The organism is Micromonospora echinospora, from assembly GCF_900091495.1.
GTDB classification, from domain to species: Bacteria; Actinomycetota; Actinomycetes; order Mycobacteriales; family Micromonosporaceae; genus Micromonospora; species Micromonospora echinospora.
Genome location: NZ_LT607413.1, coordinates 1,602,114 through 1,621,946, shown reverse-complemented (window position 1 = coordinate 1,621,946; position 19,833 = coordinate 1,602,114). Strand labels below are relative to the sequence as shown.

The window sequence follows — 19,833 nt, the reverse complement described above, 5'->3', positions numbered from 1 at the left end:
AACCGGCAGCGAGGTTACCTGACAGTGGGCGTGGGGTTCTACGCCCGGATCCCGACCAAAAGCGTTATTTCCCTATTGCTTTCCGTCACTCCTGTCACATTTGTCAAGATCATACGATTGGCGGTCACTCTGTGGAGTTCTACCATGCCGGATCCGTGTTCCCTGGGCGGCCCGGCCCGGCGGCGGAATCGGTGGCCCCGGTGGCGGCACGGGGACCGCTGAGGGCGGCGAGGGCGTCGTCCCGTCCACCGGCGGGCCGGGGCGGGCGGCGGCTCGGCGTGCCGCCCCGGCCGGCGGTGGTCACCAGGGCGGCCAGGCCGGTGGTGATCGGCACGGCGGCGATCAACCCGAGCGTCGCGACGATGCTGCGGACGATCTCCTGGGCGAGGAACTCGCTGGTCACGATCTCGCTGATCCCGCGCGTGTCGGCGGTCAGCAACAGCAGCAGGGGCAGCGACGCGCCCGCGTACGCGAGCACGATCGTGTTGACCGTCGAGGCGATGTGCGCCCGGCCGACCCGGGTGGCCGCGCGGTAGAGCTGGAGCCGGGTGAGGTCGGGGTTGGCGCGGGCCAGCTCGGTCACCGTGGCGGCCTGGGTGACCGTGACGTCGTCCAGGACGCCCAGGGAGCCGATGATGATGCCGGCCAGGAGCAGCCCGTGCAGGTCGACGTCGGCCTGGAACATCGACAGCGTGGTGGCGTCCTCGGAGCCGTACCCGGTGAGGTGGGTGAACGCGGTCGCCAGGCTGCCGAGGAGACCGGTGAGCACCAGGCTGGCCAGGGTGCCGAGGACCGCGACGGAGGTCTGCGCGGTGACCCCGTGGGTGAGGTACAGCACCACGAACATGATCAACGCGGCGCCGGTGACCGCCACCGGCAGCGGCGACTCTCCGGCGCCGATACCGGGCAGCACGAAGGTGAGCAGGATGGCGAAGCTGGCCGCCAGCCCGCCGAGCGCGGCCAGGCCGCGCCAGCGGCCGAACGCGACGATGGCGACGGCGAACGCCAGGGCCAGCCAGATCAGCGGCTTCCCCCGCTGGTGGGCGGCGATGGAATAGCTGCTGACCGTCGGGTCGGCCGGGTCGGTCAGCACCACCAGGACGATCTCGTCGCCGACCTCCACCCGGGGTGATCCCGGCCCGGCGGGCAGCGCCGTCTCGACCTGCTGCCCGGCGTCGGGCCCGGTGTCGACGGTCACCGTGGCGGTGCCGCACGGCCCCTCCGTCGTCCCCTCCGGGGCCTCCGGCGTGGGCGGGCAGGGCTCGGTCACCACCCGCGTCACCGTGCCGTGGTAGCGGGCCGCGTCCTCGCCGCCGCCGACCGACGGGGCGTCCCGGGGCCAGAGCACCAACGCCGCGACCAGGGTCACCAGGAAGAGCGGGACCACGGTCGCGATCAGGACACGCCGCACGCGCGGCGGCGCGGCGGCGGTGGGACGGCTGTGGTCGTGGCCCATGCTTCTCCCAACGATCCTGGCGTGGCGGGTGCCCTGGCCGGACCATTCTGCCGGCTCCGAAGTCGCAGCTCGCAGCCTGTTCGGCGGTCCGGCCCGAGTTCCGCGCGGCTCGGTGGGGAGTTCGTCGGCACGCTGTGGAGCTGCCCCGTCCATGCGCCCACCGGTCACCGGCACCTCCCGTCGTGCCTGATCGGCAGCACACACCGCCGTCCGTCGCCCAGTCGCGCGTCACACCAGATCCGGGTACGCCGCGACTGGTCGTCCTCCGCGCTGAGCGTGGCCTCCCCGAAGTCCAGTTCCGGCACGTGCCCGAGGGAGTCGCGCAGCACCACCACGAGGGCGACGGCGTACGCCCGGCTGGGCAGCGTCAGCGGCAGGTGCAGGACCCAACGGCTCACCGTCACCACCGCCCGTGCCGAGGGCCGGAGTCCGCCGGCCGGCGCTGGGCGTACTCGGACTGCCAGCAGCGCAGCGCCTGACGAATCCGGTCGCCGTCGGCCTCCACGGCCCGGATGTGCCGGTGCAGCCGCTCCACCTCCCCGGCGACCCGGTCGAGATGGGAGCGGACCTGGTCCGGTGCGAGTCCGCGCCAGCACCGGTCGAATTCCACGCTCCGGATCTGGTGCGGCCCGAGCCGCTTGCCGGTCAGGTAGATCACGGCCGTCGACCTCTCCCTGCCGGGTCCGCCGCGTCGGCGGGAAACTGCGCCGCGAGCGCGGCGACGGTCTCCCGCAGAGCGGCGGCGGTCAGTTCGAGCTGCCCGGCGGCCCGTGCCCACTCCCCGGTCGCCGCCTCGACGGTCGGGCCGTCCTCCCCGGCGGCCCGGAGCTGTTCCCCGGCCACCCTGATCCGGTGCGGGAACCGGTCGATCCGGTCCGCCGCCGCACGGAGCCGGACGACGACCGCCTCCACCGTGACGGCCACGTCGTGGCCGGGTGCGCCTCGTCCGCAAGCCGTTCGCAGGCGCGCTACGCCCAGGCCGAGCAGCCGCTCCGCCTCGTCGGCCAGGTCCAGCGCGTGATCGGCACCCCGCTGCGCCGCGCGCAGAGCGGGATTCGCGGCACCGACCCGCACCCGTTCCAGCAGGACGACGGCCGCGCCGACCGCGACGTACGCCTCCCGCAACTCGTCGGCGACCCCGGACACCGCCCAGGCGGCACTGGCCACCGGCACGTTGCTGACCTGCGGGTAGGTGGGCGGTGCCGGCGCGACGGCCGGCTCGACCGGCACCGACAGGTACCGGTCCGGGCAGGGCCAGGCGCAGCCGCAGCCGCAGCGCCGCCAAGCCGTACGCCAGTCGCGGCGGTGACGCGGAGCGAGCGGGACGGAATGGTGTCGGGGCACGGGACCTCCCTCTTTCGGCATTTCGGCGATGTCGTGGTGACCGTGGGTGTACAGCGTGCCCGCCTCGCCCTAGGATTCCGAACACTCCGCTTCGTCATGACGACCCTGGGTGACCGTCTCGGGCTGGGTGGGGGTACGGCGACGTGGACCGAGGAGAGTGGAGGAACGTGTGGGAATCTCGCCGTCCGAGTTCCTGTTGCGCGAGCTGCGTCGGCGGCGGGTGGCCGCCGGACTGACCCAGGACGCGTTGGGTGAACGGGTGCACTACTCGAACACGCACGTCAGCGCGATCGAGACCGGCGTCAAGCCGCCCAAGCCGGAGTACCTCAAGGCCGTGGACGAAGCCCTGGAGACCGGCGGGATCCTGCTCAGCCTCTGGGAAGACCTGGTGCGTGACGCGAGCGCTCCGGTGTGGTTCCGGAACTGGATCGAGATCGAACGCCAGGCACTGTCCCTACGGTGGTACGAGATGACCACCGTGCCGGGACTGCTTCAGACGGAGGCGTACGCCCGTGCGCTGTTCGCATGCGGTGGCCTCCTGAGTTCTGATGAGGTCGAGCGTCGGACGTCGGCCCGCATCATGCGGCAGGAGGTTCTCACGAGCGAGTCGCCACCGCAGTTTGTGGCCGTTATCGATGAGAACGTGCTGCAACGAGAGGTGGGTGATGCCGCGATCATGCATGCGCAGTTGTGTCGGATGCTGGAGTTGTCCACCCAGCTTCCGCACGTACGAATCCACGTCGTGCCGTCATCTACCGGGGCGTACGCTGGTATGGGCGGCCCGTTCGTGTTGGCCTCCCTCGAAGGAGGGGACGAATACGCCTATCTGGACAGTCAGCTTCAGGGGCAGGTGGTCGACGAGTCGTCCAGCCTGATCTGGGTGCAGCAGGCGTGGGAGTCCATCCGGGGCGAGGCGTTGCCTCACAGGCAATCGGTCGAGTTGATCGAGAGGGTGGCTGAGAAATGGAACTGAGTGGCGCTGTCTGGCGCAAGAGCACGCGCAGCGGCCAGAACGGTGGAGCCTGCGTCGAGGTGGCGGACAATCTGGCGGGGGTGGTTCTCGTGCGGGACACGAAGGACCGGTCGGGCGGCACGCTCGCCTTCACCCCCGAGTCCTGGCGCGCGTTCGTCGCTGAGGTCGGTTGCCAGCGATAACAGACTTGCAGCGGATCGGGCGTTCGACCCTGGGGTGGGGGCGGACGCCCTTTCGGTGTCTGACTCCTGACGATCTCGAAGAGGCGCTTCGAATCTTGGACAGTTACCGTCTTATTTGAACGGTAACTGTCCAAGATTCGGCTCTTGAGTTGGGTGTCGGCTGCTCTGGCTCGATGTCACTCCGAGATCGCCACCTTCTTCACCGACAGGCGAGCGCCATATTCCGATATCGCGCCCTGAAGTCCGCACCGTGCCGACTGCGACGGTCGTCGTGCCGGGGTCGCCGCGCGGAGCAGGTCCCGCTGCATGGTCGAGACGGGGTGTCCAGGGAGCCGGGGCGGCCCCCGTCCGCCAGACGGAGTCGATCATGCCTGTTCGCGGCCGTGGAGGCCTCCGGCGGTCAGCCGCGTTTCATCAGGCGGCCGACGGCCGCCATCATCTCGGTCGCCATCTCGTCGGCGCGACCCTCGGCAGCACCCTCGTGCATGCAGTGCCGGGCGTGGCCGTCGAGCAGGCCGAGGGCGACCTTGTCCAGGGCGGCCTGGATGGCGGAGATCTGGGTGAGCACGTCGATGCAGTACCGGTCCTCGTCGACCATCTTCTCGATGCCCCGGACCTGCCCCTCGACCCGGCGTAGCCGCGCGAGCAACTGGTCCTTGGTGGCCGTGTATCCCCGGATCGGTGTGGGTGTGCTCATGGTGTCGAGGATAGCGTACCCCCCTGGGGTATGTTACGGTCCAGTCGAGGGGATACCCCAGGTGGGTATCCATCGTCGAGAGGAGTTTCGATGGCCACCAAGACGTACCAGGTCCAGGGCATGACCTGCGGACACTGCGTCAGCGCGGTCAGCAGCGAGCTCGGTGCGGTCGCCGGTGTCACCGACGTCCAGGTCGACCTGCCGTCGGGTCAGGTCACCGTCACCAGTGACGCGCCGCTGGAGACCGAGACGGTCCGCGCGGCGGTCGACGAGGCCGGATTCGAGCTCGTCGGAGCATGAACACAGCGACGAAGCTGAGCGGTTTCGCCCTCGGCCTCGTGGCGGTTCTCGGTGCGGCGTACGGGGTCGGGTTGCTGACCGGCCCCGTCACTCCCGCCGAGAGCGGCCACCCCGGCGCGGGACACCCCGAGGGCGGCGGCGGACACGAGGACGTCCCGGGCGCTGCCGACGCCCACCTCCCCGGCGGACTGCTCGTCTCCGACCAGGGCTACACGCTCACCCCCGTGTCCACGCCGGCCGGCGAGTTCGCCTTCCGGGTCACCGGCCCGGACGGGCACGCGGTCACCGCCTTCGACGTGGAGCACGACAAGCGGATGCACCTGATCGTCGCCCGACGGGACCTCGCCGGGTTCCGGCACGTGCACCCGACGATGGATCCGGACGGCACGTGGCGGATCGCCTCCCCGCTCGCCGAGCCGGGAAGTTGGCGGGCGTTCGCCGACTTCACCCCGACCGGGGCGAAACCACTCACCCTCGGTGTGGACGTCGCGGTCCCCGGCGGGTTCACGCCGCGTACGCTGCCCGCGCCGGCAGCCACCGCCACCGTCGACGGGTACGCCGTCACCCTCACCGGTGAGCTGCGACCCGGCGGGGCCAGCGAGCTGACCCTGACCGTGCGCCGGGACGGCGAACCGGTCACCGATCTCCAGCCCTACCTCGGCGCGTACGGGCACCTGGTGGCGCTGCGCCAGGGTGACCTGGCGTACGTACACGTGCATCCGGACGGTGCCCCCGGTGACGGGCGGACCCGTCCCGGCCCGGAGGTGCGCTTCCGCGCCGAGGTGCCGTCCGCCGGGACGTACCGCCTCTTCCTGGACTTCCAGCACGGCGGCACGGTCCGCACCGCCGAGTTCACGGTCGTGGCCGACCCGGCCGACCACGCGCACGACTGACCGGAGGTACCCGATGTCCACCGCTGGACCCCTGCGGGTGGCGCCCCACCGGATCGAACTGGCGATCGGCGGCATGACCTGCGCCTCCTGCGCCTCCCGGATCGAGAAGAAGCTCAACCGCCTGGACGGCGTCACCGCCACGGTCAACTACGCCACCGAGAAGGCGTCCGTCTCGTACGACGACACCGTCACGCCGCAGGACCTGATCGCCACGGTCGAGAAGACCGGCTACACCGCCGCGTTGCCCGCTCCGCCCACGCCGGCCGCCGGCCCGGATGGAACCACCGAAGCGGTGGACGAGCTGCGCGGGCTGCGTACCCGGCTGTGGGTGTCGGCCGTGCTGACGGTGCCGGTGATCCTGCTGGCGATGGTGCCGGCCTGGCAGTTCACCTACTGGCAGTGGCTCTCGCTGACCCTGGCCGCCCCGGTGGTGGTCTACGGCGGGCTGCCCTTGCACCGTGCCGCCCTGGTCAACCTGCGTCACGGCGCGGCAACCATGGACACGCTGATCTCGCTCGGCACCCTCGCCGCGTTCGGCTGGTCGCTCTGGGCGCTCTTCCTCGGCGACGCGGGCACGCCGGGGATGACCCACCCGTTCACCTTCGACATCGCGCGCAGCGACGGAGCCGGCAACATCTACCTGGAGACGGCGGCCGGGGTGACCATGTTCATCCTCGCTGGCCGCTACTTCGAGGCCCGCGCGAAGCGCACCGCCGGGGCCGCCCTGCGTGCCCTGCTCGAATTCGGCGCGAAGGACGTCGCCGTGCTGCGGGACGGCGCGGAGGTCCGGATCCCGGTCGACCAGCTCGCGGTGGGGGACCGGTTCGTCGTCCGGCCCGGCGAGAAGGTCGCCACCGACGGGGTGGTGGCCGAGGGCACCTCGGCGGTCGACGCCAGCATGCTCACCGGCGAGTCGGTGCCGGTCGAGGTGGGACCGGGCGACGCCGTGGTCGGGGCGACCGTCAACGCGGGCGGCCGACTGGTGGTCACCGCCACGCGGGTCGGTGGGGACACCCAGCTCGCCCAGATGGCGAAGCTGGTGGAGCAGGCGCAGACCGGCAAGGCGGCCGTGCAGCGGCTGGCCGACCGGATCTCCGGGGTGTTCGTCCCGATCGTGATCGCGCTCGCGGTCGGCACCCTCGGTTTCTGGCTGGGCCGCGACGGTGGCCTGACCGCCGCGTTCACCGCCGCCGTGGCGGTGCTGGTCATCGCCTGCCCGTGCGCGCTCGGCCTGGCCACCCCGACCGCCCTGCTGGTCGGCACCGGTCGGGGCGCGCAGCTCGGCATCCTGATCAAGGGGCCGGAGGTGCTGGAGTCGACCCGGCGGGTGGACACCGTCGTGCTGGACAAGACCGGCACCGTCACCACCGGGAAGATGACCCTGGTCGACACGCTCCCGGCCGACGGGCAGGACGCCGACGAGCTGCTGCGGCTGGCCGGCGCACTGGAGGCGGCCAGCGAGCACCCGATCGCCCGGGCGGTGGCCGCCGGGGCCGCCCGCGCCGGCACGCTGCCCCCGGTGACCGGGTTCGCCAACGTCGAGGGGCTCGGCGTCACCGGCACGGTCGACGGCCGGGACCTGGTGGTCGGCCGGGTACGGCTGCTGCGCGAGCGCGGTCTCGACGTACCCGGGGGGATCGAACGGGCGGTGCGGGACGCGGAGGCCAAGGGCCGGACGGCGGTGCTGGCCGGGTGGGACGGCTCGGCGCGCGGCGTCCTGGTGGTCGCCGACGTGGTCAAGCCGACCAGTCGGGCCGCGATCACCCGGCTCCGCGAGATCGGCCTGACGCCGGTGCTGCTGACCGGGGACAACCTGGCCGCCGCCCGCACGGTCGCCGCCGAGGTGGGCGTGGACGAGGTGATCGCCGAGGTGCTGCCGGTGGAGAAGGTCGACGTGGTCAGGCGGCTCCAGGCCGAGGGGAAGGTCGTGGCGATGGTCGGCGACGGGGTCAACGACGCCGCCGCGCTCGCCCAGGCCGACCTGGGACTGGCCATGGGCACCGGCACGGACGCCGCGATCGAGGCGTCCGACCTGACCCTGGTCCGGGGTGACCTCGTGGCGGCGGTGGACGCGATCCGCCTCGCCCGCCGGACCCTGCGGATCATCAAGAGCAATCTGTTCTGGGCGTTCGCCTACAACGTGGCGGCGCTGCCGCTGGCCGCCGCCGGGATGCTCAACCCGATGATCGCCGGAGCGGCGATGGCCTTCTCCTCGGTCTTCGTGGTCGCCAACAGCCTCCGTCTGCGTGGTTTCCGCCCGGTGGCGTGAGACGCCCTGTCGGACCCGTCGCCGGAGGGTTGGGCCGGGGCGGTCGGGGTAGGAGGAACGGGGTAGGACGACGAGGTTCCACACCCGCGACCCCGGAGGTGCCGCATGGGTATCGATGACAAGATCAATAATGCGTCCGAGCAGGCGACCGGCAAGGTCAAGGAAGGCGTCGGCCGGGCCACCGACAACGAGCGCCTGGAGGCCGAGGGTCGCCAGGACCAGGCCAGCGGCCACCTCAAGCAGGCTGGCGAGAAGATCAAGGACATGTTCCGCAGTTGAGGTCCGCGTTTCGCGTCGGGTCGGCCCCTCGGTCGGCCCGACGCGCGCGTACGGGAGGGAAAGTGGCGGTCACCCTCGACGACCTCGGTGCCTGGCTGCTCAAGGGCAACGCGGACACCACCGACCTGACCGGCCGGTTCGCCCACGATCCCCGGGTACGTGGCTGGTGCGTCCGCCCCGGCTACCGGGCCCGGCTGATGGCGGCCGGACAGCCGGTCGTCCTCTGGGCCAGCGGGAGCCGGGGGCGACTTCCGTACGGCGTCTGGGGGGTCGGCCGGCTCACCGGTCCGGCGGTGCCCCACGGCGACGGGCCGTGGACGGTGCCGCTCGACCTGACCGTCCTCGCCCCCGAGCACCGGGTGCGCCGCGGGCCCCTGCGCGCCGACGCCCGCCTGGCGGCGGCGGAGGTCTTCCGCCAGCCGCAGGGGGCCAACCCGTCCTACCTGACCGTCGCCCAGTACGCCGCCCTCCGCGACCACCTGCCACCGATCGCCTGACCGGGACGAACCGAGCATCCGTCGCCCGACCGGGACAACCGGGCACCGCCTGACCGGGTCGGCCGGGTTCCGGTCGCCTGACCGTCAGCCGGACGCCTGCGCGGCGCGCAGCAGCCGGAGCTGACCGATCTCGGCGACGTTCTTCATCAGTTCGGCGTTCACCCAGCCGAGGGTGTGCGCGACCGTGTGCGCCGGGTCGTCCTGCCACGGGAAGGCCGCGGGACGGTCGAGGTCGGCGTCGGTGAGCCGGTCGAGCACGGCCAGCCATTGGACGCGCAGGTCACGTAGCCAGGCCACCGTCGGCTCACCGGGGCCGGGCCAGTGGACGTCGGTACGCTCACGCGGCGTCCGTCCCTCAAGGTGGTCCAGGGTCACGCTCCACCACCAGCCGAGGTGCCAGGTGAGCCAGCCGATCGTGGGCACCGGGACCGGATCCGGTTCGGTGTCGGCCCAGTCCGGCGCCCATCCGCCGTCGGGTCCGGTACGCATCGTCCAACAGAGTGGGGCGGGCTCCCAGCGGAAGTCCTCAGGTTCGAGTCGGTCGAGGTGGTACTCGAACAGGGACCAGGTCAGGTCGAACTGCCACCGCGCGAGCGTGGCGGAAGGTACCGGCATCCCCGGCACGATGCCACCGCCTCGTCCCGTCGGTCGACCGAATATGGCGCGTCGGCACGCCGGACGTCGCCGGTTGATCGACTGCACGACGCCGGAACGGCGGTCCCCGGATGTCGTGGACAGCCCCGTTTCGCCAAAACGGAGTCGATCGTCCGGGGCCGGCGGCGAGGCCGTGACGGAACCAGCGGCGAGGCCTGGGCGGAATGGTGGCGGGGGCGGGGTGGTTGTATCCCCCGTGCGGCCGTGACCCGCTGCCGGTGAGCGCGGCGGGTGGCCGGGTGGCCCCGGGAATGGGGGCGGCCGGTCGGTCGTTACACCATGTCGACGCCGATGGAGCAGCCCGCATCGCGGGCCTGGCGGATCCCCCCGGGTCCCCCTGCCGGCGCGACGGAAATCCCCCGGAACGTCTCTCAGAGCGCCCTTGCGTGTGGTGCTTACGCCCTGTCCCGTCACCGCCCGGTTGGGCGGTTTGTCGGGATGGGCGCGTCAACCCCCGAACGGAGCTTTGACCATGAACAAGCTTATCCAGCGTGGTGTGCTGTCCATCGCCGGTCTGACCGCCGTGGCGGGAATCGCCGCCGGTCCCGGCCTGTCCGCCGACACGACCCCGGCGGTCACGGTGAAGCCGGTGGCGGCGACCCAGTCGGCCGACACGCCGGTGTCGATGGACAAGCTCCTGCCCAACGGGGTGCCGGCCGGACAGTCGACCGTGCCGCTCTCCGGTGAGCAGAAGGACAACGCCAAGGCCATCATCGAGGCCACCAAGAAGGCCGGCATGGACGAGCGGGCCGCCGTGGTCGCCATCGCCACCAGCCTCCAGGAGTCGAAGCTGGAGAACCTGGGGCACCTGGGTGACCGCAACGACCACGACTCGCAGGGCCTGTTCCAGCAGCGCCCGTCGTCCGGGTGGGGCACGGTCGAGCAGATCACCGACCCCGAGTACTCCACGACCGCGTTCCTGAAGGGCCTCAAGCAGGTCGACGGCTGGAAGGACATGCCGCTGACCCAGGCCGCCCAGACGGTGCAGGTGTCGGCGTACCCCGACCACTACGCCCAGTGGGAGAAGCAGGCCGCCGACCTGGTCGCCGAACTCTGGAACAAGTGACACCACACGAGGGCCCCTTCCCGATCGGGAAGGGGCCCTCGTGCTGTCTACCGGCCGGCGGGGTCGCGCCAGGCGGTCAGGAGTGCGACACGCTGAGGCCGTAGATGAGCGTCTGGCCGTAGTTGTCACTGCTGCACGGCGACGAGTTGCTGCAGTTGGCCTGGGTGTACGCGCCGGCCTTGAAGTACGCGCCCGAGAAGCTCTTGCTCAGCGTGGTCTGGAGGACGCCGTTGTAGTACGCCTTGACCTGCCCGCCGCTGACCACGAACTTCACCTGGATGCGGGTGCCGAGCTGGTAGCTGCTGGTGACCAGCTTGTGGTGGGTGGTGTCGCCGTTGGTGACGTACAGGCTGGACCCCTCCAGCCGGAACACGGTGACGTCGTCGCTGCCGTCGTGGATCTGCGCGCCGACGACGTGCGGCTTGGTGGACGGCAGGCGGGTGAAGGCGAGGTCCACGGTCAGGGTGTGCGTGCCGGAGGTGGAGGACCAGGCCGCGTTGGACGTTCCGTTGTTGGTCATCTCGCGCAGCTCCGAGCGGGGGTAGCTCGATCCGCTGGTGGTCACCCCGTTGACCGGGGCGCGGAACTGCACCGCCCGGCACGAGTCGGCGGTGACGAACCAGGGGTTGACCTGGTAACCGTCCAGCGCCGGCTGCTTGATCTCGGTCGGGCTCTCCGACGACCCGGTCGGCAGGGTGATCTTCCAGTTGGTCAGGTCGAGCACGTCGGCGGGAACGGCGCAGGTTCCGCTGCCGCCGTCCGCCCCGTACACCCGGGCCTCGGTGATGCTGTTCCAGTCGTTGTACGTGTTGCCGTAACCGACCACCCGGATGTAGCGGGCGGTGCGGTCGGCGAAGCCGTACGTCTCGAGTTGCGTGGTGCTGCCACTGCTCGTCCGCTGGCTGACCACCGTGTTCCAGGTGGAGCCGTCGGCGGAGACCTGCACGGCGAACGTCTGCACCCGGGTGTCGCCCTGGTGCCAGGCGATGCCGATCGAGCCGATCGTGGTGCTCGCCCCGACGTCGAAGCGGATCCAGGAGCCGTCGCCCTCGGCCGACCAGCGGGTGTTCAGGTCGCCGTCGATGGCGTTGGCCGGCACGTTGCCGTCGTGCGAGCTGGCGGTCACGGCGGAGACCGGCAGGGTCGTGGCGGCCTGGGCGGGCGCGGCGGTCAGGCCGGAGCCGAGCAGCGCCAGCGGCAGGATCGCAGCCATCGATCGTCGCAACGGACACCTCACAGGGTTCGGGGCAAGCGCCATCGCTTGCCAGCCGCGAGCGACCATAGGAAATGCTTCGGCACTCGTCAATGTGTGGTGGGCCCATACCGTTGGCCGAGGAAGAGACGGTCGTGGAATTCCGGTCCGCTGAGCAGCGTGAACAGTTCGGGCGTCGGTCGGTCGCGGTGGTGCCGCCGCCAGGTTTCAGGCGGGCTGAAAGGGGGAGATGCGGTCGGATTTCCCATCTGCGGAGGGAGCGACATGGCCACCAGAACCGGTGCCCGCGCTCGGACCAGTCATCCGGTGCGCCGGGCCGCCCAAGTGGTCGGGGCGGTCTTCCTGCTGGTCGGGGTGCTCGGCTTCGTGCCCGGCATCACCACCGACTACAGCACGATGACCTTCGCCGGCTACGACTCCGAGGCGAAACTGCTCGGCCTGTTCCAGGTGTCGGTCCTGCACAACCTGGTGCACCTCGCGTTCGGCGTCGCCGGGCTCGCCCTGTCCCGTACCGTTTCGGGCGCACGGACGTACCTGGTCGGCGGTGGCGCGCTCTACCTGGTGCTCTGGCTCTACGGCCTGGTGATCGACTACGAGTCCAGAGCGAACTTCGTGCCGCTGAACACGGCCGACAACTGGCTGCACCTGTTCCTCGGCGTGGGCATGATCGCCCTCGGCGTCATGCTGACCCGGGGCAACCGGGCGCGGCGCTAGCCTGCCGTCTGGCGGGGACCGGCGAGTCGGGCGGCACGCATCAGCAGGTACCGCTGCTCCGGCTGGCTGCTGGTGCGCTCGGCCGCCGCCCGGTAGTGCTCGACCGCCGCCTCCCGGTCACCGGCCATCTCGTGCAGGTGGGCGCGGGCCGCGTACAGGCGGTGGTGACCGGTGAGGCGGGGGTCGGCGGCCAGCTCCGCGAGGGCGGCCAGGCCGGCGACCGGCCCGTGCACCATGGCGTACGCCACCGCGCGGTTCAACGACACCACCGGGTTGTCGGCGTGGCGTTCGAGGACCTCGTACAGGGCGAGGATCTGCGGCCAGTCGGTCTCGGCGGCGGTGGGCGCCTCGTCGTGCAGTGCCGCGATGGCGGCCTGGAGCTGGTACGGGCCGACCGGTCCCCGGGGCAGCGCGTGGGTGACCAGGGCGACGCCCTCGGCGATCGCGGCCCGGTCCCAGCGGCTGCGGTCCTGGTCGGTCAACGAGATCAGCTCCCCGTGCGGGCCGGTGCGGGCCGCGCTGCGGGCGTCGGTGAGCAGCATCAGGGCGAGCAGTCCGGTGACCTCGCTGTCGTCTGGCAGCAGGTCGTGCAGGATCCGGGTCAGCCGGATGGCCTCGTCGGACAGGTCGACCCGGAGCAGGTCGGGGCCACCGCTGCTGGTGTGCCCCTCGGTGAAGACCAGGTAGAGGACGTGCCGCACGGCGTCGAGCCGAGGGCCGCGTTCCGCCGCTTCGGGCATCCGGAACGACAGGCCGGAGCTACGGATGCGCTGTTTGGCCCGGCTGATCCGCTGGGCCATGGTGGCCTCGGGCACCAGGAAGGCGTGGGCGATCTCGGCGGTGCTCAGGCCGCCGACCGCCCGCAGGGTGAGTGCGATCGCCGAGGCCGGCGAGAGCGCGGGGTGGCAGCAGAGGAAGAGCAGGACCAGCGTGTCGTCCCGGTCCGCCGTCAGGGTCTCGTCCGCTGGCGGCGCGTACCGCCGGTCCGCCGGCTCGTGGCGGGCGGAGAGATCCTCCCGTCGCCGCCGGGCCTGCTCGCTCCGGACCTGCTCGACCATCCGGCGGTACGCGACCTGGATCAGCCAGCCGCGCGGGTTCTCCGGCACCCCGTCCGCCGGCCACTGCGTCGCCGCCGCCAGCAGTGCCTCCTGCACCGCGTCCTCGGCGGTGGCGAAGTCGCCGAACCGACGGGCGAGCACGCCGAGGACCTGCGGCGCCAGTTCGCGCAGCAGGTCCTCGGGGGCGTGGGCGCTCGTCACATGTCCTGTGGCGGCGCGGACATCACCGGGTGCACCTCGATCGGCATGTGGAGCGGGCGTCCGCCGGGACCGGGCGCGGTCGAGGCGAGGGCGGCGATCTCGACGGCCCGCTCCGGGGACTCCACGTCCACGATCCAGTAGCCGGCGAGGAACTCCTTCGTCTCGGCGAAGGGGCCCTCGGTGACCACCGGCCGCCCGTCCGCACCGGCCCGGACGATCTTCGCCTGCTCCGGTCCGCCCAGACCCTGCGCCTCGACCAGCTCACCGGCGGAGGCCAGCTTCGCGTTCAGGTCGCGCATGAACCCGATGTGGGCCTGCACCTCCTCCGGCTGCCAGGTGTAGATCATGGGGAACTCGTCGAACGCCGCGCTGAACTGCATCAACAGCATGTACTTCATGGTCTGCTCCTCAGGGCCACCGCACCATTCTCGGTGCTTTCACCCCAGGTCGAAGCCACCACCCGGGTTCTCGACATCCTCGCCGGAAAAAATCTGCGGAGATTTTCAGCCGGCCGGGGCGAAGCGGGCCAGGGGGTTGGCGAGGGTGCCGACCAGTTGCAGGGCGGCGGACGGGTCGGCGAGATCGACCATCTGCTCGTTGTTGCGCAACTGGAGCCGGTTGAGGCAGGACAGGGCGAACTCGTCGGCGAAGAGGTCGTACCGGGCGAACCGCTCGGCCAGGTGCGGCACCCGGTCGCGGTAGTCGGCGGCGCACTCGGCCACCGTCCGCCAGAAGGTCTCCTCGTCGAGGACGCCCTCGGTGGCCAGCACCGCGTTCAGGTGTCGGAAGAAGCAGTCGAAGACGTCGGTGAAGATCGACAGCAGCCGCATGTCCTCCGGGACGTCGGCCTGGACCCGGCGGACCTGCTCGGGCAGCTCCACCGCCGGGTCCATCACGCAGATCTCCTCGGCGATGTCCTTGAAGACGGTCCGCTCGACCGTCCCGCCGTCGAGCACCAGGATGACGTTCTCGCCGTGCGGCATGAACGCCAGGTCGTAGGCGTAGAAGGCGTGCAGCAGCGGCACCAGGTAGGCGTCCAGGTAGCGGCGCAGCCACACCTCGGGGGCCAGCCCGGACTCCTCGACCAGCGCGGCGGCCAGCGAACGCCCGTCGCGGTCGACGTGCACCAGGGACGCCATGGTGGCCAGGCGGCGGCCCGCCGCCAGGCCCGGCACCGGACTCTCCCGCCACAGCGCGGCGAGCATCTTCCGGTACGGCGAGTACCGGTCGGTGGCGGCCTCGAACTGCCGGTGCCGGTAACCGACGGCGGCCCGCTCACGCAGCAGGGTTAGGCCGGTCTCCTTGATCACCTCGTCGGTGTCGAACAGTCCGGCGAGCCAGTCGTTGATCGCCGGGGTGGCCTCCATGTACGCGGCGGAGAGGCCACGCAGGAAGCCCATGTTCAGCACCGACAGGGCGGTCTTGACGTAGTGCCGCTCCGGGACGCTGACGTTGAAGAAGGTGCGGATGGACTGCTGGGCCAGATGCTCGTCCGGCCCCTCGCCGAGGCAGACCAGCCGCCGCTGGGCCACCTCGCCGGCGAAGGTGACCGCCAGCCGGTTCCACCACTGCCAGGGGTGCACCGGGATGAGCAGGTAGTCGGCCGGGTCGAGGCCGAGGCCGGTGAGCGTGGCGGCGAACCGGTCCAGGGTCTCCCCGCCCAGCTCGTACGTCACCAGGGCGTCGTAGTCCAGGTCGGCGGCGCAGGTGAAGGTGGCGTGGTCGCGGTGCGCGGCGAGCCAGAGCAGACGGACCGGGTGGGCCGCCTCCGGGGCGTACCGGTGGTAGTCGTGGATGCCGAAGCCGAGCCGTCCGTTGTTCGCGACGAAGCAGGGGTGGCCCTCGGTCATGCCGGTCTCGATGGCCTGGAAGTCGGCGCGGGCCAGCTCGGCGGCGCCCACCGCCGGCCGGCTCAGCTTGTACGCGGTGCCGGCCAGGGTGGAGGTGATCTCCTCCAGGTAGACCGGCAGTACGCGGTCGGAGAGGCCGAGCGCGCCGCGCAGCTCGGTGACCAGGTCCAGGGCGTCCAGCGGCAGTTCCGCGCCGTCGCGGTGGCGGGTGATGCTCTCCGGGTCGATGTGCCAGTGCTCCAGGGAGAGCAGCCGGGCGGCGAACCGGTACTCGACGCTGCCGTCGTCGCTGCGGACGACGTACGCCCGCGCGGCCGGACCGGTGGGCTCGTCGCCGACCGGCTCGGGGGTGAGCAGGCGTTCGTGGGCGAACTCGGCGAGCGCCTTGCGCACGAGCAGCCGGTTGGCCCGGGCCCAGTGCTCCGGGGCCAGGTGGGCGACGGCCAGCTCCGGGCTCGGGTCGACGGACAGCTCCGGGGCGGCGACGGGCTCGACGGGGTTCACGCGGGGGACTCCTCCGGGGACGGCCGGACCGTGGTGTCCAGGCCGGTGGCTTTCTCGAACATGGCCCGGGTGCAGACGCTGAGCAGCGCCTCCTTCTCGGGCTTGGCGACCGGGCCGACCACCTCGAAGCCGACCGCCGCGTTGAGGGCGTGCACCGCCGTGTTGCGCACGTCCGGCTCGACCACCACCCGGCGCGTCGCCGGATCGGCGAAGAGCCAGGCCATCACGGTGGTGATCACGGCGAGGGTGAAGCCGTGCACGGGGGTCTCGGCGGGAGCGCAGAGGAAGTGCATGCCGACGTCCCCCTCGGCCGCGTCGTACAGGCCGACGAGTTCGATCCGCGCCGGGTCGTACCGCTCGGCGAGGAACGCCGACCGGTCCTGCCACAGGCCGACGAAGGCGTCGTGGTGCGGGTGCTCGTGGATGCGACGGTACTCGGCGGCGACCCGGGCCCGGTCCGCGTCGAGCATCAGCCAGTACGCGGCCTTCGGGTGGGTCACCCAGCCGTGCAGCAGCGTGGCGTCCGCGTCCGGATCGAGGGTACGCAGGGCGAACCCGCCGAGCCGTGGGTCGACCCGGCGGTAGACGACGGCGGTCACGAGCCCGCACCCGCCGGTACGCCGAACTCCTGGAAGGCGATCCGCTTCTCGATCGGGTAGTGCTCCCGCCCGGTCAGCTCGCGGATGATCCACGAGTTGCGGTACGGCCCCATGCCCAGGTCGGGCGAGGTGATGCTGTGCGTGTGGGTGCCCGCGTTCTGGAGGAAGATCTCCCGGCCGGCGAGGTCGACGGTGTAGTTGCGGGCCACGTCGAAGCGACCGTGGTCGTCCCAGCGGATCCGGTCCCGCACCGGTTCGAGGAAGTCCGGCACCCGGTAGTGGTAGCCGGTGGCCAGCACCAGCCCTTCGGTGTCCAGGGTGAAGTCCCGCTCCTGCTCGACGTGGCGCAGCCCGAGCCGGTAGCTGCCGGTGTTCTCGTCGTACGCCGCGTCGGTCAGCTCGGTGTTGGTGAGCAGCCGGGTGCGGACCGGGCCGTCGAGGCTGCGGGCGTAGAGCAGGTCGAAGATGTCGTTGATCAGGTCGGAGTTGATCCCCTTGAACAGGTTCTTCTGCTCGGACTCCAACCGGTAGCGGGTCGGCTCGGGCAGGGCGTGGAAGTAGTCCACGTAGTCCGGGGAGGTCATCTCCAGCGTCAGCTTGGTGTACTCCAGCGGGAAGAAGCGCGGCGAGCGGGTCACCCAGTTGAGCTGGTAGTCGTAGGTGCCGAGGTCGCCGAGCAGGTCGTGGTAGATCTCCGCCGCGCTCTGCCCGCTGCCGACCACGGTGATGCTCCGCTTGGCCCGCAGCGCGTCCCGGTGCTCCAGGTAGTGCGCGTTGTGGATGAGGTCACCGCCGAGCCCCTCGCAGGACGGCGGCAGGTACGGCGGGGTGCCGGTGCCCAGCACCAGGTGCCGGGCGCGGTACTCGACCGTCTCGCCGCTCGCGGCGACCGTGGCCCGGACGGTGTACCCGCCGTCGGCGTACTCGACCGAGGTGACCTGCTGGCCGAACCGGAGCGAGCCCAGCTTGCCGGCCGCCCAGCGGCAGTAGTCGTTGTACTCCCGGCGGAGCGGGAAGAAGCTCTCCCGGATGTAGAACGGGTAGAGCCGCCCCGACTCCTTGAGGTAGTTGAGGAACGAGTACGGCGAGGTGGGGTCGGCCAGGGTGACCAGGTCGGCGATGAACGGCGTCTGGAGCCGGGTGGACTCCAGCAGCATCCCGGGGTGCCAGTCGAAGTCCGGGCGGGCCTCCAGGAAGACGCCGTCCAGGTCGGCGATCGGCTCGGTCAGACAGGCCAGGCCCAGGTTGTACGGGCCCAGCCCGATCGCGATGAAGTCGTGGATGGACAAGCGGCTCTCCAGGGGCGAGGGGCGAGGGCGGTCGGCCGACGTGGCAGGGCCAGCGGGGCGAGGGAGGTCAGCCGACGTGGCAGGGCTCGGCGGCGACGTCGGGGGCCGGCACCGACACCTCGGCGGCCGTCCGCGCCCGGACGTACCGGCTCGCGTGGGCGGCGACCAGGTCCAGGACGTGCGCGATGTCGTCGATCGTGGTCTCCGGGTTGAGCAGGGTGAACTTCAGGAAGTGCCGACCGTCCACCTTGGTCCCGGCGACCACGGCGGCACCGGAGGCGGCCAGTGCCTCCCGGGCGTGCAGGTTGGCGGCGTCGGCGAGGTGACGGTCCGCCGGGAGGTACCGGAACACCACCGTGCTGAGCTGCGACCGGGTGACCACCTCGAAGCGCGGGTCGGTGCTGAGCAGCGTGTAGGCGTCCGCGGCCCGGTCCACCACCTCGTCGAAGAGCGCGCCGAGGGCGTCCGCCCCCATGATGCGCAGGGTCAGCCAGAGCTTCAGCGCGTCGAAGCGGCGGGTGGTCTGGAGGCTCTTGTCGACCTGGTTGGGGATGCGCTGCTCGACCATCCGGGCCGGGTTGAGGTAGTCGGCGTGGTAGGTGGCGTGCCGCAGCACCCGGCGGTCGCGCACCAGCACCGCGCTGGAGCTGACCGGCTGGAAGAAGGACTTGTGGTAGTCCACGGTGACCGAGTCGGCCTGCTCGATGCCGTCGAGCAGGTGCCGGCGGGTGGTCGAGACCAGCAGACCGCAGCCGTACGCGGCGTCCACGTGCAGCCACACCCCGGCGGCCCGGCACTGCTCGGCGACGGCCGGCAGGGGATCGATGGTGCCGAAGTCGGTGGTGCCGGCGGTGGCGACGACGGCCATCACGACCTGGCCGGCGCGGTGGCAGCGGTCGATCTCGCGGGCCAGTGCCTCGGGGCGCATCCGCCGGTCGGCGTCGGTCTCGACGGTGACCACCGCGTCGCGGGCCAGGCCGAGCAGCTTGGCCGACTTCTGCACGCTGAAGTGCCCGGCCTCGGAGGTCAGCACCCGCAGCCGGGGGAGCAGGTCGGCCCGGGGCAGCGGCTGGGACGCGCAGGCCTCTTCCCGGGCCATCAGCATGGCCTGGAGGTTGGACTGGGTGCCGCCGCTGGTGAAGACCCCGTCGGCGGTCGGGCCGAGGCCGATTCGGTCGGTCGTCCAGTCGACCAGTCGGCGCTCGATCAGCGTCCCGCCGGCGCTCTGGTCCCAGGTGTCCATCGAGGAGTTGACCGCGCTGAGCACCGCCTCGCCGAGCAGCGCCGGGATGACCACCGGGCAGTTGAGGTGGGCCAGGTAGCGGGGGTGGTGGAAGTACACCGCGTCGCGGAGGTAGACCGTGTCCAGTTCGTCGAGGGCGGCGGCCGGGTCGTGCAGCGGCCGGTCCAGGTCGATCCGGTCGATCTCGGGGGCGAGCCGGTCCGGGGTGATCCCGGTGAACGGACGGTCGGCTCCGGCGACCCGGCCCGCCACCCGGTCGATCCCGGCGCCCACCGTCCGCCGGTAGTCGTCGACCGTGTCCTGGTTGAGCAGGTACGCGCGGGCGGCCGTCGGCCGGCGTCGCGCCGGGACCGGCGCGGCTTCGTGCCCCTGGAGGTTCATGGCGGTTTCCTCAACGGTCGCGTGGAGACGGTCAGGGTCGGCCGGCAGCCGGAAACGGACAGACCGACGCGAGCCGTGGTTAGGTTACCCTAACCTAACTTCTTGTCAAGGAGTTGTGATCGAATCGCGTACCGTCACGGAGGCGGGATTGTGCGTGACCCCCTCGGTTAC

The 19,833-nt window shown here is 71.5% G+C and carries 22 protein-coding genes; 9 read left to right on the top strand and 13 right to left on the bottom strand.

From position 1 onward, the window contains the following. Window positions 1-139 precede the first annotated feature (139 nt). The 4 genes from GA0070618_RS07225 to GA0070618_RS07210 form a co-directional block, all read right to left on the bottom strand. On the bottom strand, window positions 140-1,456 hold the full coding sequence (locus GA0070618_RS07225; RefSeq protein ID WP_088980954.1) for a YibE/F family protein: 1,317 nt from the start codon (window positions 1,454-1,456) through the stop codon (window positions 140-142). 164 nt (window positions 1,457-1,620) lie between these two features. Continuing rightward, complete coding sequence (locus GA0070618_RS07220; RefSeq protein ID WP_231931644.1) at window positions 1,621-1,854, bottom strand: hypothetical protein; 234 nt, start codon at window positions 1,852-1,854, stop codon at window positions 1,621-1,623. A 2-nt stretch (window positions 1,855-1,856) separates the two neighbouring features. Continuing rightward, complete coding sequence (locus GA0070618_RS07215; protein WP_088980953.1) at window positions 1,857-2,114, bottom strand: DivIVA domain-containing protein; 258 nt, start codon at window positions 2,112-2,114, stop codon at window positions 1,857-1,859. Beyond that, window positions 2,111-2,800, bottom strand: a complete 690-nt coding sequence (locus tag GA0070618_RS07210) for a hypothetical protein (RefSeq protein ID WP_143740464.1) — start codon at window positions 2,798-2,800, stop codon at window positions 2,111-2,113. Before GA0070618_RS07210 ends, GA0070618_RS07215 begins: the two co-directional genes overlap by 4 nt. A gap of 169 nt (window positions 2,801-2,969) precedes the next feature. On the opposite strand from GA0070618_RS07210, the gene GA0070618_RS07205 reads away from it, so the two are divergent. After that, window positions 2,970-3,773 carry a helix-turn-helix domain-containing protein gene (locus GA0070618_RS07205; RefSeq protein ID WP_231931643.1) on the top strand — a complete coding sequence of 268 codons (804 nt, stop codon included), beginning with the start codon at window positions 2,970-2,972 and terminating at the stop codon, window positions 3,771-3,773. After that, window positions 3,764-3,955, top strand: a complete 192-nt coding sequence (locus tag GA0070618_RS07200) for a DUF397 domain-containing protein (protein ID WP_088980950.1) — start codon at window positions 3,764-3,766, stop codon at window positions 3,953-3,955. The genes GA0070618_RS07205 and GA0070618_RS07200 overlap by 10 nt, the downstream gene beginning before the upstream one ends. 400 nt (window positions 3,956-4,355) lie before the next feature. On the opposite strand, the gene GA0070618_RS07195 is transcribed toward GA0070618_RS07200, so the two are convergent. After that, entirely contained in the window at window positions 4,356-4,652 is a 297-nt protein-coding gene (locus GA0070618_RS07195; protein WP_088980949.1) for a metal-sensitive transcriptional regulator, read from the bottom strand. Between the two features lie 90 nt (window positions 4,653-4,742). On the opposite strand from GA0070618_RS07195, the gene GA0070618_RS07190 reads away from it, so the two are divergent. The 5 genes from GA0070618_RS07190 (at window position 4,743) to GA0070618_RS07170 (ending at window position 8,890) form a co-directional block, all read left to right on the top strand. Beyond that, complete coding sequence (locus GA0070618_RS07190; protein WP_088980948.1) at window positions 4,743-4,952, top strand: heavy-metal-associated domain-containing protein; 210 nt, start codon at window positions 4,743-4,745, stop codon at window positions 4,950-4,952. Next, window positions 4,949-5,845: a hypothetical protein gene (locus tag GA0070618_RS07185; RefSeq protein ID WP_088980947.1), complete on the top strand. Its 897-nt coding sequence runs from the start codon at window positions 4,949-4,951 to the stop codon at window positions 5,843-5,845. The genes GA0070618_RS07190 and GA0070618_RS07185 overlap by 4 nt, the downstream gene beginning before the upstream one ends. Window positions 5,846-5,858: 13 nt before the next feature. Further along, entirely contained in the window at window positions 5,859-8,114 is a 2,256-nt protein-coding gene (locus tag GA0070618_RS07180; protein WP_088980946.1) for a heavy metal translocating P-type ATPase, read from the top strand. A 105-nt stretch (window positions 8,115-8,219) separates the two neighbouring features. Next, complete coding sequence (locus GA0070618_RS07175; protein ID WP_088980945.1) at window positions 8,220-8,393, top strand: CsbD family protein; 174 nt, start codon at window positions 8,220-8,222, stop codon at window positions 8,391-8,393. 62 nt (window positions 8,394-8,455) lie between these two features. After that, window positions 8,456-8,890 (top strand): hypothetical protein, encoded by a 435-nt coding sequence (locus tag GA0070618_RS07170; protein ID WP_088980944.1) that lies wholly within the window; start codon window positions 8,456-8,458, stop codon window positions 8,888-8,890. Window positions 8,891-8,974: 84 nt separating this feature from the next. On the opposite strand, the gene GA0070618_RS07165 is transcribed toward GA0070618_RS07170, so the two are convergent. Further along, window positions 8,975-9,505, bottom strand: coding sequence for a DinB family protein (locus GA0070618_RS07165; RefSeq protein ID WP_088980943.1), 531 nt, complete (start codon window positions 9,503-9,505; stop codon window positions 8,975-8,977). A gap of 511 nt (window positions 9,506-10,016) precedes the next feature. Between GA0070618_RS07165 and GA0070618_RS07160 the strand changes: the two genes are divergently transcribed. Next, window positions 10,017-10,610: a hypothetical protein gene (locus tag GA0070618_RS07160; protein ID WP_088980942.1), complete on the top strand. Its 594-nt coding sequence runs from the start codon at window positions 10,017-10,019 to the stop codon at window positions 10,608-10,610. Between the two features lie 76 nt (window positions 10,611-10,686). Here GA0070618_RS07160 and GA0070618_RS07155 read toward each other — a convergent pair whose 3' ends face one another. Next, the gene (locus GA0070618_RS07155; protein WP_088980941.1) at window positions 10,687-11,823 is read right to left on the bottom strand and encodes a polysaccharide lyase family 7 protein; all 1,137 of its coding nucleotides are present in this window, start codon (window positions 11,821-11,823) and stop codon (window positions 10,687-10,689) included. 264 nt (window positions 11,824-12,087) lie between these two features. On the opposite strand from GA0070618_RS07155, the gene GA0070618_RS07150 reads away from it, so the two are divergent. Then, a complete protein-coding gene (locus GA0070618_RS07150; RefSeq protein ID WP_088980940.1) occupies window positions 12,088-12,537 on the top strand; it encodes a DUF4383 domain-containing protein in 450 nt (149 codons plus the stop codon). On the opposite strand, the gene GA0070618_RS07145 is transcribed toward GA0070618_RS07150, so the two are convergent. The 6 genes from GA0070618_RS07145 to GA0070618_RS07120 all read right to left on the bottom strand — a co-directional run bounded on the left by GA0070618_RS07145 (window position 12,534) and on the right by GA0070618_RS07120 (window position 19,662). After that, window positions 12,534-13,796 carry an RNA polymerase sigma factor gene (locus tag GA0070618_RS07145; protein ID WP_088980939.1) on the bottom strand — a complete coding sequence of 421 codons (1,263 nt, stop codon included), beginning with the start codon at window positions 13,794-13,796 and terminating at the stop codon, window positions 12,534-12,536. The genes GA0070618_RS07150 and GA0070618_RS07145 overlap by 4 nt on opposite strands. Beyond that, window positions 13,793-14,194 (bottom strand): YciI family protein, encoded by a 402-nt coding sequence (locus tag GA0070618_RS07140; protein ID WP_088980938.1) that lies wholly within the window; start codon window positions 14,192-14,194, stop codon window positions 13,793-13,795. The genes GA0070618_RS07145 and GA0070618_RS07140 overlap by 4 nt, the downstream gene beginning before the upstream one ends. Before the next feature lie 105 nt (window positions 14,195-14,299). Continuing rightward, window positions 14,300-16,117, bottom strand: coding sequence for an IucA/IucC family protein (locus GA0070618_RS07135; RefSeq protein ID WP_088985343.1), 1,818 nt, complete (start codon window positions 16,115-16,117; stop codon window positions 14,300-14,302). Window positions 16,118-16,146: 29 nt separating this feature from the next. Further along, the gene (locus GA0070618_RS07130) at window positions 16,147-16,749 is read right to left on the bottom strand and encodes a GNAT family N-acetyltransferase (protein WP_088980937.1); all 603 of its coding nucleotides are present in this window, start codon (window positions 16,747-16,749) and stop codon (window positions 16,147-16,149) included. Further along, entirely contained in the window at window positions 16,746-18,038 is a 1,293-nt protein-coding gene (locus GA0070618_RS07125) for a lysine N(6)-hydroxylase/L-ornithine N(5)-oxygenase family protein (protein WP_088980936.1), read from the bottom strand. Before GA0070618_RS07125 ends, GA0070618_RS07130 begins: the two co-directional genes overlap by 4 nt. Window positions 18,039-18,105: 67 nt before the next feature. Then, entirely contained in the window at window positions 18,106-19,662 is a 1,557-nt protein-coding gene (locus GA0070618_RS07120; protein WP_088980935.1) for a pyridoxal phosphate-dependent decarboxylase family protein, read from the bottom strand. Window positions 19,663-19,833 lie beyond the last annotated feature (171 nt).

Excerpts from the sequence above, each read along its gene's own strand:
- GA0070618_RS07225 (WP_088980954.1), bottom strand. The coding sequence starts at position 1,456 with ATGGGCCACGACCACAGCCGTCCCACCGCCGCCGCGCCGCCGCGCGTG.
- GA0070618_RS07200 (WP_088980950.1), top strand. The coding sequence starts at position 3,764 with ATGGAACTGAGTGGCGCTGTCTGGCGCAAGAGCACGCGCAGCGGCCAG.
- GA0070618_RS07195 (WP_088980949.1), bottom strand. The coding sequence starts at position 4,652 with ATGAGCACACCCACACCGATCCGGGGATACACGGCCACCAAGGACCAG.
- GA0070618_RS07190 (WP_088980948.1), top strand. The coding sequence starts at position 4,743 with ATGGCCACCAAGACGTACCAGGTCCAGGGCATGACCTGCGGACACTGC.
- GA0070618_RS07185 (WP_088980947.1), top strand. The coding sequence starts at position 4,949 with ATGAACACAGCGACGAAGCTGAGCGGTTTCGCCCTCGGCCTCGTGGCG.
- GA0070618_RS07180 (WP_088980946.1), top strand. The coding sequence starts at position 5,859 with ATGTCCACCGCTGGACCCCTGCGGGTGGCGCCCCACCGGATCGAACTG.
- GA0070618_RS07175 (WP_088980945.1), top strand. The coding sequence starts at position 8,220 with ATGGGTATCGATGACAAGATCAATAATGCGTCCGAGCAGGCGACCGGC.
- GA0070618_RS07165 (WP_088980943.1), bottom strand. The coding sequence starts at position 9,505 with ATGCCGGTACCTTCCGCCACGCTCGCGCGGTGGCAGTTCGACCTGACC.
- GA0070618_RS07160 (WP_088980942.1), top strand. The coding sequence starts at position 10,017 with ATGAACAAGCTTATCCAGCGTGGTGTGCTGTCCATCGCCGGTCTGACC.
- GA0070618_RS07155 (WP_088980941.1), bottom strand. The coding sequence starts at position 11,823 with ATGGCTGCGATCCTGCCGCTGGCGCTGCTCGGCTCCGGCCTGACCGCC.
- GA0070618_RS07150 (WP_088980940.1), top strand. The coding sequence starts at position 12,088 with ATGGCCACCAGAACCGGTGCCCGCGCTCGGACCAGTCATCCGGTGCGC.
- GA0070618_RS07140 (WP_088980938.1), bottom strand. The coding sequence starts at position 14,194 with ATGAAGTACATGCTGTTGATGCAGTTCAGCGCGGCGTTCGACGAGTTC.
- GA0070618_RS07120 (WP_088980935.1), bottom strand. The coding sequence starts at position 19,662 with ATGAACCTCCAGGGGCACGAAGCCGCGCCGGTCCCGGCGCGACGCCGG.